The sequence below is a fragment of the Streptomyces violens genome (assembly GCF_000717745.1).
Classification (GTDB): Bacteria; Actinomycetota; Actinomycetes; order Streptomycetales; family Streptomycetaceae; genus Streptomyces; species Streptomyces violens.
The window spans coordinates 36,191-50,637 of the sequence record NZ_JOBH01000009.1; the positions used below are offsets into that span (position 1 = coordinate 36,191).

12 protein-coding genes are annotated in these 14,447 nt (G+C 71.0%); 6 read left to right on the plus strand and 6 right to left on the minus strand.

Going from position 1 to position 14,447, the window contains the following annotated elements; genetic code table 11:
- Positions 1–70: 70 nt before the first annotated feature.
- Both IF04_RS0117870 and IF04_RS0117875 read right to left on the minus strand, forming a co-directional pair.
- Positions 71–1,159 carry a branched-chain amino acid aminotransferase gene (locus IF04_RS0117870; protein WP_030258052.1) on the minus strand — a complete coding sequence of 363 codons (1,089 nt, stop codon included), beginning with the start codon at positions 1,157–1,159 and terminating at the stop codon, positions 71–73.
- Positions 1,160–1,440: 281 nt separating this feature from the next.
- The gene (locus IF04_RS0117875) at positions 1,441–2,481 is read right to left on the minus strand and encodes a 3-isopropylmalate dehydrogenase (RefSeq protein ID WP_030258056.1); all 1,041 of its coding nucleotides are present in this window, start codon (positions 2,479–2,481) and stop codon (positions 1,441–1,443) included.
- 128 nt (positions 2,482–2,609) lie between these two features.
- Between IF04_RS0117875 and IF04_RS0117880 the strand changes: the two genes are divergently transcribed.
- The gene (locus tag IF04_RS0117880) at positions 2,610–4,241 is read left to right on the plus strand and encodes a purple acid phosphatase family protein (protein ID WP_051831341.1); all 1,632 of its coding nucleotides are present in this window, start codon (positions 2,610–2,612) and stop codon (positions 4,239–4,241) included.
- A gap of 12 nt (positions 4,242–4,253) precedes the next feature.
- Here the strand turns inward: IF04_RS0117880 and IF04_RS0117885 are convergent, their stop codons facing one another.
- Positions 4,254–5,294 (minus strand): NAD(P)-dependent alcohol dehydrogenase, encoded by a 1,041-nt coding sequence (locus tag IF04_RS0117885; RefSeq protein WP_030258064.1) that lies wholly within the window; start codon positions 5,292–5,294, stop codon positions 4,254–4,256.
- A gap of 305 nt (positions 5,295–5,599) precedes the next feature.
- On the opposite strand from IF04_RS0117885, the gene IF04_RS39100 reads away from it, so the two are divergent.
- Positions 5,600–5,737 (plus strand): hypothetical protein, encoded by a 138-nt coding sequence (locus tag IF04_RS39100; RefSeq protein WP_169746137.1) that lies wholly within the window; start codon positions 5,600–5,602, stop codon positions 5,735–5,737.
- 52 nt (positions 5,738–5,789) lie between these two features.
- Here the strand turns inward: IF04_RS39100 and pruA are convergent, their stop codons facing one another.
- Both pruA and IF04_RS0117900 read right to left on the minus strand, forming a co-directional pair.
- Positions 5,790–7,421 carry an L-glutamate gamma-semialdehyde dehydrogenase gene (pruA, locus tag IF04_RS0117895; RefSeq protein ID WP_030258069.1) on the minus strand — a complete coding sequence of 544 codons (1,632 nt, stop codon included), beginning with the start codon at positions 7,419–7,421 and terminating at the stop codon, positions 5,790–5,792.
- Between the two features lie 68 nt (positions 7,422–7,489).
- Entirely contained in the window at positions 7,490–8,416 is a 927-nt protein-coding gene (locus IF04_RS0117900; RefSeq protein WP_030258073.1) for a proline dehydrogenase family protein, read from the minus strand.
- Between the two features lie 202 nt (positions 8,417–8,618).
- On the opposite strand from IF04_RS0117900, the gene IF04_RS0117905 reads away from it, so the two are divergent.
- The 4 genes from IF04_RS0117905 (at position 8,619) to IF04_RS0117920 (ending at position 13,288) form a co-directional block, all read left to right on the plus strand.
- Positions 8,619–9,866: a helix-turn-helix domain-containing protein gene (locus IF04_RS0117905; protein ID WP_030258077.1), complete on the plus strand. Its 1,248-nt coding sequence runs from the start codon at positions 8,619–8,621 to the stop codon at positions 9,864–9,866.
- A gap of 58 nt (positions 9,867–9,924) precedes the next feature.
- Positions 9,925–10,734: a DUF2182 domain-containing protein gene (locus IF04_RS0117910; protein WP_037959853.1), complete on the plus strand. Its 810-nt coding sequence runs from the start codon at positions 9,925–9,927 to the stop codon at positions 10,732–10,734.
- 129 nt (positions 10,735–10,863) lie between these two features.
- A complete protein-coding gene (locus IF04_RS0117915) occupies positions 10,864–11,526 on the plus strand; it encodes a DUF1326 domain-containing protein (protein WP_030258083.1) in 663 nt (220 codons plus the stop codon).
- A gap of 97 nt (positions 11,527–11,623) precedes the next feature.
- On the plus strand, positions 11,624–13,288 hold the full coding sequence (locus IF04_RS0117920; RefSeq protein ID WP_030258084.1) for a purine-cytosine permease family protein: 1,665 nt from the start codon (positions 11,624–11,626) through the stop codon (positions 13,286–13,288).
- 87 nt (positions 13,289–13,375) lie between these two features.
- On the opposite strand, the gene IF04_RS0117925 is transcribed toward IF04_RS0117920, so the two are convergent.
- The gene (locus IF04_RS0117925) at positions 13,376–14,377 is read right to left on the minus strand and encodes a PRC and DUF2382 domain-containing protein (protein WP_051831342.1); all 1,002 of its coding nucleotides are present in this window, start codon (positions 14,375–14,377) and stop codon (positions 13,376–13,378) included.
- Positions 14,378–14,447: the final 70 nt, after the last annotated feature.

Consider the following 14,447-nt stretch of genomic DNA (forward strand, 5'->3'; position numbering starts at 1 on the left):
ACAACAACGGGCCGCCCCGGAATGTACGCGTCCGGGGCGGCCCGTTGCAGGTGGTGCGGCTGTGGCGGGATCAGCCCAGGGGGTGCATCCAGCCGTGGGTGTCCTGCGCCGTGCCGCGCTGGATGTCCAGCAGCGCCTCGCGGAGCTTCATGGTGACCTCGCCGGGCTCGCCGCCGCTCTGGGTCCACTCGGCGCCCTTGCGCTTGACCGTGCCGACGGGCGTGATCACCGCGGCGGTGCCGCACGCGAAGACCTCGGTGAGCGTGCCGTTCTCGGTGTCGGCCTGCCACTGGTCGATGGAGACGCGCGCCTCCTCCGCCTCGTAGCCCAGGTCGCGGGCGACGGTGAGGAGGGAGTCACGGGTGATGCCCGCGAGCAGCGAGCCGGTCAGGGTCGGGGTGACGATCTTGTTCCCGTACACGAAGTACAGGTTCATGCCCCCGAGCTCCTCGACCCACTTGTGCTCCACCGCGTCGAGGTAGGCGACCTGGTCGCAGCCCTTCTCGGCGGCCTCGGCCTGGGCGAGCAGGGACGCGGCGTAGTTGCCGCCGGTCTTGGCGTCGCCCATGCCGCCGGGGACGGCGCGCACGCGGTCCTCGGACAGCCAGATGGAGACGGGCTTCACGCCGCCGGGGAAGTAGGCACCGGCGGGCGAGGCGATCACGAGGAAGAGGTACTCGTTGGCGGGCTTCACGCCGAGGCCGACCTCGGAGGCGAACATGAACGGGCGCAGGTAGAGCGACTCCTCGCCGCCGTGCGCCGGCACCCAGTCGCGGTCCTGCCGGACCAGCGCGTCGCACGCCGCGATGAAGGTCTCGACGGGCAGCTCGGGCATGCCCAGGCGGCGCGCGGAGCGCTGGAAGCGCTCGGCGTTGGCCTCGGGGCGGAAGGTCGCCACGGAGCCGTCGGCCTGGCGGTACGCCTTCAGACCCTCGAAGATCGTCTGCGCGTAGTGCAGCGTCATGTTCGCCGGGTCGATCGAGAGCGGCGCGTACGGCACGAGCTGCGCGTCGTGCCAGCCGCGGCCCTCCGTCCACTTGATCGTCACCATGTGGTCGGTGAAGTGCCGGCCGAAGCCGGGGCCGGCCAGGATCTTCTCCCGCTCCGCGGCGGGCAGCGGGTGCGAGGAGGGCTTGAGCTCGATCGTGGGCGTCGTCATGAGTGCGTGTCCTTCACCGGTGTGGTTGTGGCGGCTGCGCACGCGCGGCGTCCGGTCAGTACGTGGACGTCCGAGCTTCCCCTGGTGCGTGGCCCCACATCCGATTATCGCTCGGGTGGGACCGCGGAGAGGAAGGAGGTGGCGTAGTGCGCGTGCGTGGCCTGGGGTCGATGGTCGCACCCAACCGGCGAGTAGCCCAGCGGCCGGGTACGTGAGTACCTGTATGCCGCTGGGCTACTGGCGGGAACAGCTCTAGAAGCTGTCGCGTTCGAGCAGCGGCGTCAGCCGGCTACTCGGCCGGCGAGCGCGTCGCCGATCTCGTCGGTGGTGCGCGGGCTGCCGTCGCGGGCCTCGAGGTCCGCGGCGACGGCCTCCTCGATGCGGGCGGCCTCGGGCTCGTAGCCGAGGTGCCGCAGGAGGAGCGCGACGGAGAGGATCGTCGCGGTCGGGTCGGCCTTGCCGGTGCCGGCGATGTCCGGGGCCGAGCCGTGGACGGGCTCGAACATGGACGGGAAGGCGCCCGAGGGGTTGATGTTGCCGGAGGCGGCCAGGCCGATGCCGCCGGTCACGGCCGCGGCGAGGTCGGTGAGGATGTCGCCGAAGAGGTTGTCGGTGACGATGACGTCGAAGCGCTCCGGCTGCGTGACGAAGAAGATCGTCGCGGCGTCGACGTGCAGGTAGTCGGTGGTGACCTCGGGGTACTCCTCGCCCACCTTGTCGAAGATCTTCTTCCACATGTGGCCGGCGTGGACCAGGACGTTGTTCTTGTGGACCAGCGTCAGCTTCTTGCGCGGGCGGGCCTTGGCGCGCTCGTACGCATCCCGCACGACCCGCTCGACGCCGTACGCCGTGTTCAGGCTCACCTCGGTGGCGACCTCGTGGGGCGTACCGGTGCGCAGGCTGCCGCCGTTGCCGGTGTACGGGCCCTCGGTGCCCTCGCGGACGACGATGAAGTCGATGTCGGGGCGGCCGGCCAGCGGGGTGCCGGTGTTCGGGAAGAGCTTCGACGGGCGCAGGTTGACGAAGTGGTCGAAGGCGAAGCGGAGCTTCAACAGCAGGCCGCGCTCCAGGACACCGGAGGGCACGGACGGGTCGCCGATGGCGCCGAGCAGGATGGCGTCGTGCTGCTTGAGCGACTCCATCTCGGCGTCCGGCAGCGTCTCGCCGGTGGCGTGCCATCGCTTGGCACCCAGGTCGTACTCCTTGGTTTCCAGCTTCACGTCCTGCGGGAGGACCGAGGTCAGGACCTTGAGGCCCTGGGCCACGACTTCCTGGCCGATTCCGTCACCGGGGATCACTGCGAGGCGAATGCTGCGAGACATGCCTGGACCCTACTCTTCGTCCCATGGATTGACACCCGGTGTCCGGCATGCGGACGTGTGAAGGTCCGGTCAACTGGAGTTAACCCTGTATATGCCATCCGGTTTCCGGGTGATGTCACGTTCACGGCATGGCTTCACGTGAGACCCCCGCTTCCCCCGACATCCCCCGCTTCGGCATCCCCGAGCGGCTCGCCGCCCGTATGTCCATGGCCGAGCAGCACGAGTACCTGCGCACCAAGCTGTCCCGCCGTGGGCTGCTGCGCACCTCGGCCGCCGGTGCGGGCGTCGTCGCGGGCAGCGGTCTGCTCGGCTCCACCACGGCGTGCGCGGCGCCGCGCTCCACCACGCTGCTCTCCGCGCCCGCCACGGCCGCGGTGGACGGCTCGATGGTGGCGCCCTTCGGCCGGCACCTGCAGTTCGGCGCCGACCCGAAGACGCAGATGCGGGTCTCCTGGCAGGTGCCGTTCGCGGTGAAGCGGCCGTATCTGCGGGTGGGTCTGAAGCCGTGGGACCTCAGCCGGAAGATCGAGGCGGAGGTGCGGGACCTGCACACCCCCGCGCTCACGAAGAAGCTGCCGGCCGTCGACCAGTACTACCTGCACGCCGCGCTGGACGGCCTCAAGCCGGGCACGACGTACTACTACGGCGTCGGCCACGACGGCTTCGACCCGGCCGACGCGCGCCACTTCGGCACGATCGGCACCTTCCGCACCGCGCCGGCCCGGCCCGAGAAGTTCACCTTCACCGCCTTCGGCGACCAGGGCGTCAGCTATCACGCGCTCGCCAACGACCAGCTGATCCTGGGCCAGAACCCCTCCTTCCACCTGCACGCGGGCGACATCTGCTACGCCGACCCGGACGGCCAGGGCTCGGAGGAGGACACCTACGACGCGCGGGTCTGGGACCAGTTCCTCGCCCAGACCGAGACGGTCGCCAAGTCCGTGCCGTGGATGGTGACGACCGGCAACCACGACATGGAGGCGTGGTACTCGCCGAACGGGTACGGCGGCCAGAACGCCCGCTGGTCCCTGCCGGGCAACGGCCCCGACGCGAAGAACGCCCCCGGCGTGTACTCCTTCACCTACGGCAACGTCGGCGTCGTCGCCCTGGACGCCAACGACGTCTCGTACGAGATCACCGCCAACACCGGGTACACGAACGGCCGGCAGACCAAGTGGCTGGACCGCCGCCTCGGCGAGCTGCGCGCGGACAGGGCCATCGACTTCATCGTGGTCTTCTTCCACCACTGCGCGTTCTCCACGACCGTCTCGCACGCCTCGGACGGCGGCGTCCGCGACGCCTGGCTGCCGCTCTTCGAGAAGCACGGCGTGGACCTGGTCATCAACGGCCACAACCACATCTACGAGCGCACCGACGCCATCAAGGGCACCGACGTCTCCCGCAAGGTGCCGGTCGGCGGCAGCGTGGACTCCGCGCGCGAGGGCATCGTGTACGTCACGGCGGGCGGCGCGGGCAAGGAGCTGTACAAGTTCCCCGTGCCGGACAGCTACGAGGGGCACGTGAAGGACCTGGACGAGGTCGACACGTACCACTGGAGCAAGGGCGGCGGGAAGAACACCGAGAAGGTCGAGTGGTCGCGGGTGCGCTACACCGGCTTCTCCTTCCTCGCCATCGAGGTCGAGACCGGGCACCGGCCCCGGATGAAGGTCACGGCGCTCGCCGAGACCGGCGAGCGCATCGACCACTTCGACGTGGAGCGCACGTCCCGGACGTCCGGCGCGTCCGGCACGTCCCGCTGACGGCCGCCGGGGTCAGCCGTTGGGGAGGATCACGGCCCGGCCGTTGATCTTCCCCGCGTGCAGCCGCTCGTAGGCCAGCGGCGCGTCGTCGATGCCGTACGTCTCGACGTGCACCGACAGCGCCCCGGCCCGCGCCAGGTCCAGGACCTCGGCCAGCTCACCGCGGCTGCCCCAGTACGGGGAGGACACCGAGACCTCGTACGCCGAGGTGCCGAAGCCGACGGGCAGCGCGCCGCCGCCGAGGCCGACGATCGTCACGTCCGCCTCGACCGCGGCCACCGCACCCGCCGTGGTCACGGTGGGCGCCGCGCCGACGAAGTCCAGGACGAGCTGGGCGCCGAGGCCGCCGGTCAGCTCGCGGACCTTCGCCGCGGCGTCCGCGTCGGAGAGCACCGTCTCGTGCGCGCCGACCTCGCGGGCCAGCGCCAGCTTCGCCTCGCTGAGGTCGAGGGCGATGACGCGGGCCGGGCTGAGCGCGCGCAGCAGCTGGATGGCGACGTGGCCGAGGCCGCCCGCGCCGATGACGACGGCGGTGGAGCCGGGGACCAGCTTGGGCAGCGAGCGCTTGATCGCGTGGTACGGGGTGAGGCCCGCGTCGGTCAGCGGCACGGCCTGGACGGGGTCCAGGCCGCCGAGGGGCACGAGGTGGCGGGCGTCGTCGATCAGGAGGTACTCGGCGAGGGCCCCGGGCTCGCCGAGCCCGGGCGGGCGGATGCCCAGCTCGGGGGCGCGCAGGCAGTAGTTCTCCTTGCCCTCGGCGCACTTGGCGCAGGCGCCGCAGCCCCACGGGCCGTAGACGGCGACCGCGTCGCCCACGGCGAAGGCGGTGACGCCCTCGCCGAGCGCGGCGACCGTGCCCGCGCCTTCGTGGCCGAGGGTGAGCGGCAGCGGGAAGGGCAGCGCTTCGGCCGGCCATTCCATGACCGCGATGTCGGAGTGGCACACGCCGGCGGCGGTGACCTTCAGCAGTACCTGGCCGGGCCTCGGCTCGGGGACCGGTACCTCGACGACCTCGGGTGCGGCACCGACCGTCCGGTACTGCACGGCCTTCATCGTGGCCTTCATGAGAACCTCCTCGTTCTCCGCGCGGCCCCCCTATATATGTACTGTACAACTAAAGCCGCGGCCACCCTGCCGTCTCAGATAGTAGGAAGCCCAAGTAATTGTGCAGACATCACGGCTCTACTGTCCTACTTTTGTAGAAGCCGAACGTCTCGCTCCACCCAGCGAAGGCGGCTCCGGCCGGCGCGCACCCACAGGCGACCCCTGGCGCGACCTGGCCCCGCCCGCTCCGGCGTCGCATTCCGCCTTCGTGGCATCTCGGGGATCGATCAGACGATTCTTAAGGAGACGTGGACATGGCCGACACCGCTGCCCCCGCCCGCAGGATCCGCCACCGCGTGCGTACGTCCGGCGAGACCGACCGCAGGAACGCCGCCGCTGCCCTGCAGCGCGCCCTGGACCGCCGCGACAACGGCGGCGCCACCGGGCACTGAAACGCGAAAACCGCCCCCGGCCCGAAGGCCGGGGGCGGTTCGCCGCAGGGCCTCAGCCCATGTGCGGGTAGCGGTAGTCCGTCGGAGCGACCATCGTCTCCTTGATGGAGCGCGGCGACATCCAGCGCAGCAGGTTGAACTTCGAACCCGCCTTGTCGTTGGTGCCCGAGGCGCGGCCGCCGCCGAAGGGCTGCTGGCCGACGATCGAGCCCGTCGGGCGGTCGTTGACGTAGAAGTTGCCGGCCGCGAAGCGGAGCTTCTCGGAGACCTCGGCGACGACCTGCCGGTCCTTGGCGAGCACGGCGCCGGTCAGCGCGTAGGCCGAGGCCGACTCCATCTGCTCGACGGTCGCGTCGAAGTCGGCGTCCTCGTAGACGTGGACCGCGATGATCGGGCCGAAGTACTCGGTCTTGAAGACGTCGTTCTCCGGGTCCGAGCAGGCGATGACGGTCGGGCGGACGAAGTAGCCCACCGAGTCGTCGTAGCTGCCGCCCGCGATGATCTCGCAGGCCGGGTCGGCCTTGGCGGCATCGATGGCGGCCTTGCTCTTGGCGAAGGACCGGTCGTCGATGACGGCGCCGATGAAGTTCGACAGGTCGGTGACGTCACCCATGGCCAGGCCCTCGACCTCGGCGGCCAGCTCGTCCTTGAAGCCGTTCTCCCAGGTGGAGCGGGCGATGTAGGCACGCGAGGCCGCGGAGCACTTCTGGCCCTGGTACTCGAACGCACCACGGGTGATGGCGGTCTTCAGGATCGCCGGGTCCGCGGTGGGGTGCGCGACGATGAAGTCCTTGCCGCCGGTCTCGCCGACCAGACGCGGGTAGGAGCGGTACTTCTCGATGTTCTGGCCGACCTCCTTCCACAGGTACTGGAAGGTCTTCGTCGAGCCGGTGAAGTGCACGCCGGCCAGCTCCGGGTGCGGCAGCGCGACCTCGGAGACCTCCTTGCCGTCACCGGTGACCAGGTTGATCACGCCCTTGGGCAGCCCGGCCTCCTCCAGCAGCTGCATCAGCAGGACGGCGGAGTGGGTCTGGGTCGGGGACGGCTTCCAGACCACCACGTTGCCCATCAGGGCGGGGGCGGTGGGCAGGTTGCCGGCGATCGCGGTGAAGTTGAACGGCGTGATCGCGTAGACGAAGCCCTCCAGCGGGCGGTGGTCCAGGCGGTTCCAGACGCCGTTCGGCTGCACCAGCGGCTGCTCCTGGAGCAGCTCACGCGCGAAGTGCACGTTGAAGCGCCAGAAGTCCACCAGCTCACAGGGCGCGTCGATCTCGGCCTGCTGGGCGGTCTTGGACTGCCCCAGCATGGTCGAGGCGGCGATCGTCTCGCGCCACGGGCCCGACAGCAGGTCGGCGGCCTTCAGCAGGATCGCCGCGCGGTCGTCGAAGGACATCGCGCGCCAGGCCGGGGCCGCGGCGAGCGCCGCGTCGACGGCCTCCTGCGCGTCGGCCTTGGTGGCGTTGGCGTACGTACCCAGCACGGCCTTGTGGTTGTGCGGCTGGACGACGTCGAAGCGCTCACCGCCGCCCATCCGCTTCTCACCGTTGATCGTCATCGGGAGGTCGATGGGGTTCTCGGCGAGCTCCTTGAGCTTCGCCTCCAGGCGGGCACGCTCCGGGGAGCCGGGGGCGTAGCCGTGCACCGGCTCGTTGTACGGGGCGGGGACGTGGGTCACAGCGTCCATGGCGGCCGTGTCTCCTTCTGTCGGGTGCGGGTGCGGAGTATGTACGGGGCCGGGCCCGGCCCCCGGTGTCAGCTGCGGGTGAGCAGCGAGCGGGCGAAGAACGCGAGGTTCGCGGGGCGTTCGGCGAGCCGGCGCATGAAGTAGCCGTACCAGTCGGTGCCGTAGGCGATGTAGACACGCATGCGGTGGCCCTCGGCGGCGAGCCGGCGGTGCTCGTCGTCCCGGATGCCGTAGAGCATCTGGAACTCGTAGTCCTCGTTCTTGCGGCCGGCGCGGAAGGCGAGGTCCTGGGCGATGGCGACCATGCGCGGGTCGTGCGACCCGACCATCGGGTAGCCCTCGCCCTCCATCAGGATCTTCAGACAGCGGACGTACGCCTTGTCCACCTCGGCCTTGTCCTGGTAGGCGACGGTGGCGGGCTCCTTGTACGCGCCCTTCACCAGCCTCACTCGCGAACCTTCCCCGGACAGCGCGCGGCAGTCGTCCTCGGTGCGGAAGAGGTAGGACTGCAGGACGGCGCCGGTCCCCGGGAAACGGGTGCGGAGCTCGCCGAGGATGGCGAGGGTGGAATCCACGGTGGTGTGGTCCTCCATGTCCAGGGTGACCGTCGTGCCGATCGCGGCGGCGGCCTCGACGACCGGGGTGACGTTCTTCAGGGCCAGCTCGTGGCCGCCGGGCAGGGCCTGCCCGAAGGCGGAGAGCTTGACCGACATCTCGGCACGGGTGCCGAGGCCGAGCGGCTTGAGGCCCTCGACCAGCTCCAGGTAGGCGTCGCGGTTGCGGAGCGCCTGCGCGGGGTCGGTGATGTCCTCGCCCAGCACGTCCAGGGTGACCTCCAGGCCGGCGTCGGCCAGGGAGCGGACGGCGGGGACGGTGTCGCCCAGGGTCTCGCCCGCGATGAAGCGGTCGACGACGGGGCGGGTGACCGGCGCGGCCGAGACGAGACGGCGCATTTTGTCGCTGCGCGCAGCGGCGAGGATCACGGGACCCAGCACGGGACACCTCCACGGTTCACGGATGACAGATGCCGAGCGTGTTGGGCGCGCCGGCAGGTCGAGCCACCAGAAACGTAAGTTTCACGGTACGTCGGTAGCCATCGACAGCTGTCACGCCTTCGTGTCCGGCATCTCAGACAGATGTATGAGAATGTGCGGTGACATCTGACGCAGGGGTGACCGGAGAGGAGCCAGGCGGCGCATGCCAGGGGACTACGAGCAGCTGGTGGACGAGATCTCGGCGGCGCTCGGCGCGCCCGCGACGCTGGAGGACCGGGACTTCCGGCTGATCGCGTTCGGTGCGCACGAGGGCGACGACGACTCGATGATGGACCCGGTGCGGACCCGGTCGATCCTGCAGCGCCGGTCCACGGCGGCGGTCCGCGCCTGGTTCGAGGGGTTCGGCATCGCCCGCGCCAAGTCCGCGCTGCGCATCCCGCCGGACCCGGCTGCCGGGGTCTTCAAGGGCCGCATCTGTCTGCCCGTACGCCACCGGGGCATCGTGCACGGATACGTCTGGCTGCTGGACGACGGGCACCTCAGCAATCTGGAGCTGGGCGGGCGCGGGACGCCGCCCGATCCGCGCATCGAGCAGGCGATGGACACCGCGGCGCGGATCGGCGCGCTGCTCGCGGCCGAGGCCCGGGCCGGTGCCGAACTGGGCGATCTGCTGCGGGAGTTGCTGCTGAGCGGGGCTTCCGAGCGGCAGGGTGCGGCGGACGCGCTGCGGGGTGCACTGCGGCCGGGTGCGGCCGAGGCACCGCTCGCGCTGGTGGCCGTGGCGCCCTGGGACACCTCCGACACCGACGCGGCGCCGCTGCCGGGGCTGCCGGGGCTGCTCGCGGCGAGCGCGATGCCGTCGGGCGCGGCCGGGCCCGCGGACGCGGGCGAGCGCCCCGGCGGGCCGCCCGGCACGGGGGCGCGGCCCGGGGCGGCGCCCGGGCACACCCTCGCTGCGCTCGTGCGCCTGCGGACGGCCGGGGGGCTCGCGCCCGCGCATTCCGCCGCCGAGCACCTGCTGCGCTCACCGCGCGCCGGGAGCGGCGCCGCCGCAGGCATCGGGGCGGCGCGCGAGGAGCTGACCGAGCTGCCCGGTGCCTGGTGGGAGGCGCTGGCCGCGGCCCGTGCCGCGCGCGCCGAGCCGCGGCTGGGCCCGGTCGCGCAGTGGGACGCGATCGGCGCGTACCGACTGCTGACCGGCCTGCCGGCCGGCCAATCCGACGAAACGATTCGCCCGCTGCTCTCCCCCACCCACGCCGAACTGGCGCGCACCGCCGAGGCGTTCCTGGACTGCGCGGGCCAGGCCAGCCGCACGGCCCAGGCCCTCGGCATCCACCGTCAGACCCTCTACTACCGCCTCGGCCGGGTCGAGAAGCTCACCGGCCTGGACCTCGACGAGGGCGCCGACCGCCTCCTGCTGCACATGGCACTGAAGTCGGCGCGGCTGTAAGGCGCCCGCTTCTGTGTTCTGCTGGAGGAAGAGGGCGGCTCCTGGAAGGAGGAGCGCCATGCTGCACTCCCGCATCGTGGCCCCCGCGCCGGCACAGTCCGCCGGCCTCCTGCCGCGGCGTGAGCTGGCTGCCGCGTGGACACTCATGATCCTGCTCGCCGGCCTGGCATGGGCGCTCACTGTGACCCAGTCCCGCGACATGGGCATGGAACCGGGAACGATGGGGATGGCGCTGCCGCTCTTCCTGCTGCTGTGGGTGACCATGATGGTGGCGATGATGTTCCCTTCGGTGGCCCCGGTGTCCATCGCCTGGGCGCGGGCCATCGGCCGGCAGTCGGCCGGCGCCGCCCGCGCTGCGCGCATCGCCCAGTTCGCCGCGGGCTACCTGCTCTCCTGGGCGGCATTCGGTCTGCTCGCATACGGAGCACTGGCGGCGACCGGGAGGCTGGTCGACAGCCATCCCGGTGCGGGTCGCTGGCTGGGCGCCGCCGTCTTCCTGCTCGCGGGGCTGTGTCAGTTCGGGCCGCTGAAGCGAGTCTGCCTGCTCCACTGCCGGAATCCCCTGGCGCACCTCATCCGGTACGCGCACTTCCGGCCGTGGGCCCGGGATCTGCGCGTGGGCGTGCACCACGGGCTCTACTGCGTGGGCTGCTGCTGGGGCCTGATGATCGTCCTCATCCCGCTCGGCGTGATGAACGTGGCGGCCATGGCCGGACTGGCGGCGGTGATCTTCTTGGAGAAGCTGTGGCGGTGGGGCCCCTGGCTCACCTGGGCGGTCGGCATCGCCTTCCTGGTCCTGGCCGTGCTCGCGCCGTTCCAGGACGGACTGCTGCCCGGCCTGGAGATGTCCGAGCCCTCGATGATGTAGCCGCTCGCTTCCCGGGCCGACGAGGCGCACGATGGAAGGTGCAGGCCGTTTGCGATCCCGAGGGCGGCTCGGGACACGGTCTCGCCACTCCACGTGAGCTTCCATCGGCTCGACGGGGAGGGAAGCACCATGACAGAGCAGGTCACTACCGACACGCGCTGGCATCTGGCCGGCGACTGGTTCGATGTGTGCAAGTGCGCCATCCCGTGCCCCTGCACGTTCGCGCAGCCCCCCACCTACGGTGACTGCGAAGGCGTGCTGGCCTGGCACATCCGGGAAGGCAACTTCGGCGACGTACGGCTCGACGGTCTCAACGTACTCATGCTCGGCTCCTTTACCGGCAACCCCTGGACCCGCTCGCACACCGACGCATACGCCGCGGTCTTCTTCGACGAGCGCGCCGACGACCGGCAGCGCGCCGCCCTGCAGAGCATCTTCGGCGGCGAAGCGGGCGGCTGGCCTGCGGAGTTCGGCGAGATGTTCGGCCCCGAGATGCGGGGCATGGAGTTCGCTCCCATCCGGATCGAGGTCGACGAGGACCTGGCCGCATGGCGCGCGGAGATCCCCGGGCGGGTCTCTGCGAGCGCAGAGGCGCTGACCGGGCCGACCACCCCGGAAGGGGCCCGGGTACAGGTGCTCAACGCGCCGGGCGCCGAGGTCGGGCCGGGCCAGGTCGCCACCTGGGGACGGGCCACCACCGACCGCGCCGACGCGTACGGCTTCTCCTGGGACCGCTCCGGGAAGTCGAGCAAGCACTTCCCCTTCGACTGGAACGGGGGTCCGGCCACCTAGCGGCTGCGGCGCCCCGGCCGGACCGGGCGCCACACCGGAAACACCGGCTTCATCTTCCGCGCATGGGCGGGTAACACGGCCTTCCTAGGGTCCGGCCATGGACACAGGGCTGTACACCGAGGCGGACACCGCGCCGGCTCCGCCGCGCACTGGTCGGGCGGAGCACGACCAGGCGGCGAAGGAGACGCTGGAGGACTACACCCTCCGCTTCGCGCCGCGCAGTTACCGCCGGTGGACGCCGATGGTCGTGGCGACCACCGCGCTGGGCGGGATCGCCTACCTGGCCGACTTCTCCATCGGCGCGGGCATCGGTCTCGCGCACGGCACCGGGAACGCGCTGGCCGCGATCCTCGTCGCGGCCGCGGTCATCTTCGTGACCGGCTTCCCGCTCGCGTACTACGGAGCGCGCTACAACATCGACCTGGACCTGATCACCCGCGGCTCCGGCTTCGGTTACTACGGCTCGGTGCTGACCAGCGTCATCTTCGCCAGCTTCACCTTCATCTTCTTCGCCACCGAAGGCTCGATCATGGCGCAGGGCCTGAAGCTCGGCCTCGGCCTGCCGCTGTGGCTGGGGTACCTGGTCTCCACGCTCCTGGTGATCCCGCTGGTCGTGTACGGCATGAAGGCGCTCAGCAAGCTCCAGGTCTGGACGACGCCGGTCTGGCTGCTGCTGATGGTCGGCCCGCTGGCCTACCTGGTCGCCACCGACCCCGGTACCGTGCACCGCTTCCTGGCGTACCCGGGCACCGGCGGCGACGGCGGCCTGAACACCGCCTCGGTGCTGCTCGGCGCGGGCGTGTGCCTGTCGCTGATCGCGCAGATCGGCGAGCAGATCGACTACCTGCGGTTCATGCCACCCAAGACCCGGGAGAACCGGCGCAGTTGGTGGACCGCCGTGATCATGGCGGGCCCCGGCTGGGTGGTGCTGGGCGCGCTGAAGCAGGCCGCCGGCATCTTCCTCGCGGTCTACGCGCTGGCCGAGGTCGCCCCGGCGGCCGCCGCCGAGCCGATCCAGCAGTTCAAGGGCGCCTTCGACGCGATGCTGCCGCCCTGGCTCGTACTCCCCCTCGCCGTGGTCCTCGTCGTGATCAGCCAGATCAAGATCAATGTGACCAACGCCTACTCCGGCTCGCTGGCCTGGACGAACTCCTTCACCCGGGTCACCAAGCGCTACCCCGGCCGGATGGTCTTCGTCCTCGCCAACCTCGGCATCGCGCTGATCCTGATGGAGGCCGACATGTTCAGCTTCCTCAACGCCGTGCTGGGCTTCTACTCGAACTGCGCCATCGCCTGGATCGTCACGGTCGCCACCGACATCATGGTCAACAAGTACCTGCTGAAGCTCTCCCCGCACGCCCCCGAGTTCCGCCGCGGCATGCTGTACGCGGTCAACCCCGTCGGCGTGGTGGCCTTCACCGCCGCCTCCGGCCTGTCGATCGCGATGTACTTTCACGCCCTCGGCGACACCCTGCAGCCGTACTCCCCCGTCGCCGCCGCCGTCCTCGCCTTCGTCCTCACCCCGCTGATGGCCGTGGTCACCAAGGGCCGGTACTACCTGCGGCGGACCGCCGACGGGATCGCCGAACCCCTGCTGGACGCGGACGGCAACCCGAGCGCGCGGACGTACACCTGCCACGTCTGCCGGCAGGAATTCGAGCGCCCCGACGTGGCCGCCTGCCCGGCCCACGACGCGGTGGTCTGCTCGCTGTGCCTGAGTACGGACCGCACGGGCGCGCATGTCCTCCCCGCGGGCGCCTGACCTCCAGGTACAAAGGCGACGCCTGCCCGTGCTGAACCGGGCAGGCGTCGCGTGATCGTGTACGGCGAGCGGAGAACCGCTCGGGGGTCACCAGGTGTGCCCCGTGTCCTCCTCGCCGGTCTCCTTGGTTCCCTTGCGGCCGGCGCGGCCCGTGGGTCCCGTCCGGCCCTTGCCGGTGGGCGGGTGCACGCCGTCGTCGAACTCCAGCTGCTCCCGGCGGACCTCGGTCGACACCTCCTGCTGCTCGGTGACCCGGTCGGTCTCCAGCCGGACCCGCTCGTAGGGCCGCGTCTCCTTGCGGATCACGGGCTCCTCACGGTGCAGCGTGATGTCGTACTCGCCGTCCTCCAGGTTCACGGGAGTGCCGGCGCTGCGGCGGGCCTCCTCGTCGGAGATCGGCTCGCGGGTGATCCGGACCTCTTCGTGGCTGACCGGCATGGTCCGGCTCACGTTCTCGGTCACCACGTGCTTCCGCAGATGCGCGTGGCCGCTCTCGTGCTCCTCGACGCCGAACTCGGCGCGCTCCTCCGAGAGCGTCATCTCGGGGTTCTGCTCCTTACGGGAACGCCGGTCCGCGTCCGTCGGACCGCCGCGCGACATGGCCATCTGCCCGGCGCCCGCGCCGGCCAGCGGCCGGTCGGCCTCGGGACGGGTGTTCTGCCCGGCCATTCCGGCCGCACCCGCGGTGCCCATGCCACCGGCGGCGGCTGCCGTACCCATACCTCCGGCCTGCCCCGTGCCCGTGTCGCGGCCCATGCCGCCCCGGCCCGATCGGGTCAGACCGTAGTGCCGGTACAGGCGCTCCTCCTCCGACGGTTCGAGGTGACCGTCGGCGTCCATCCGCGGAGCGTCCTTGATCTGGTCCTTGGTGTGCGGAACACGTATCGCGTCGTCCACCCGCGTGCAGCCGGCCAGCGGGACGAAGGTCTCCTTCGTACCGAACAGCCCGGTGCGCACCGTGATCCACTCCGGCTCATTGGTGGCGTCGTCCCGGTAGACCTGCTGGACAGTGCCGACCTTCGCGCCGTCGGCGTCGATCACGCTCAGCCCGGCCAGGTCATGAGGGGTGTCACCCAGAGGTGCATTCATGGCGTCTCTCCTTTCGCGCGCGCCTGCAGGAGAGGCACGCACCACTCCCATTGCGCACCCCATGGGGCCG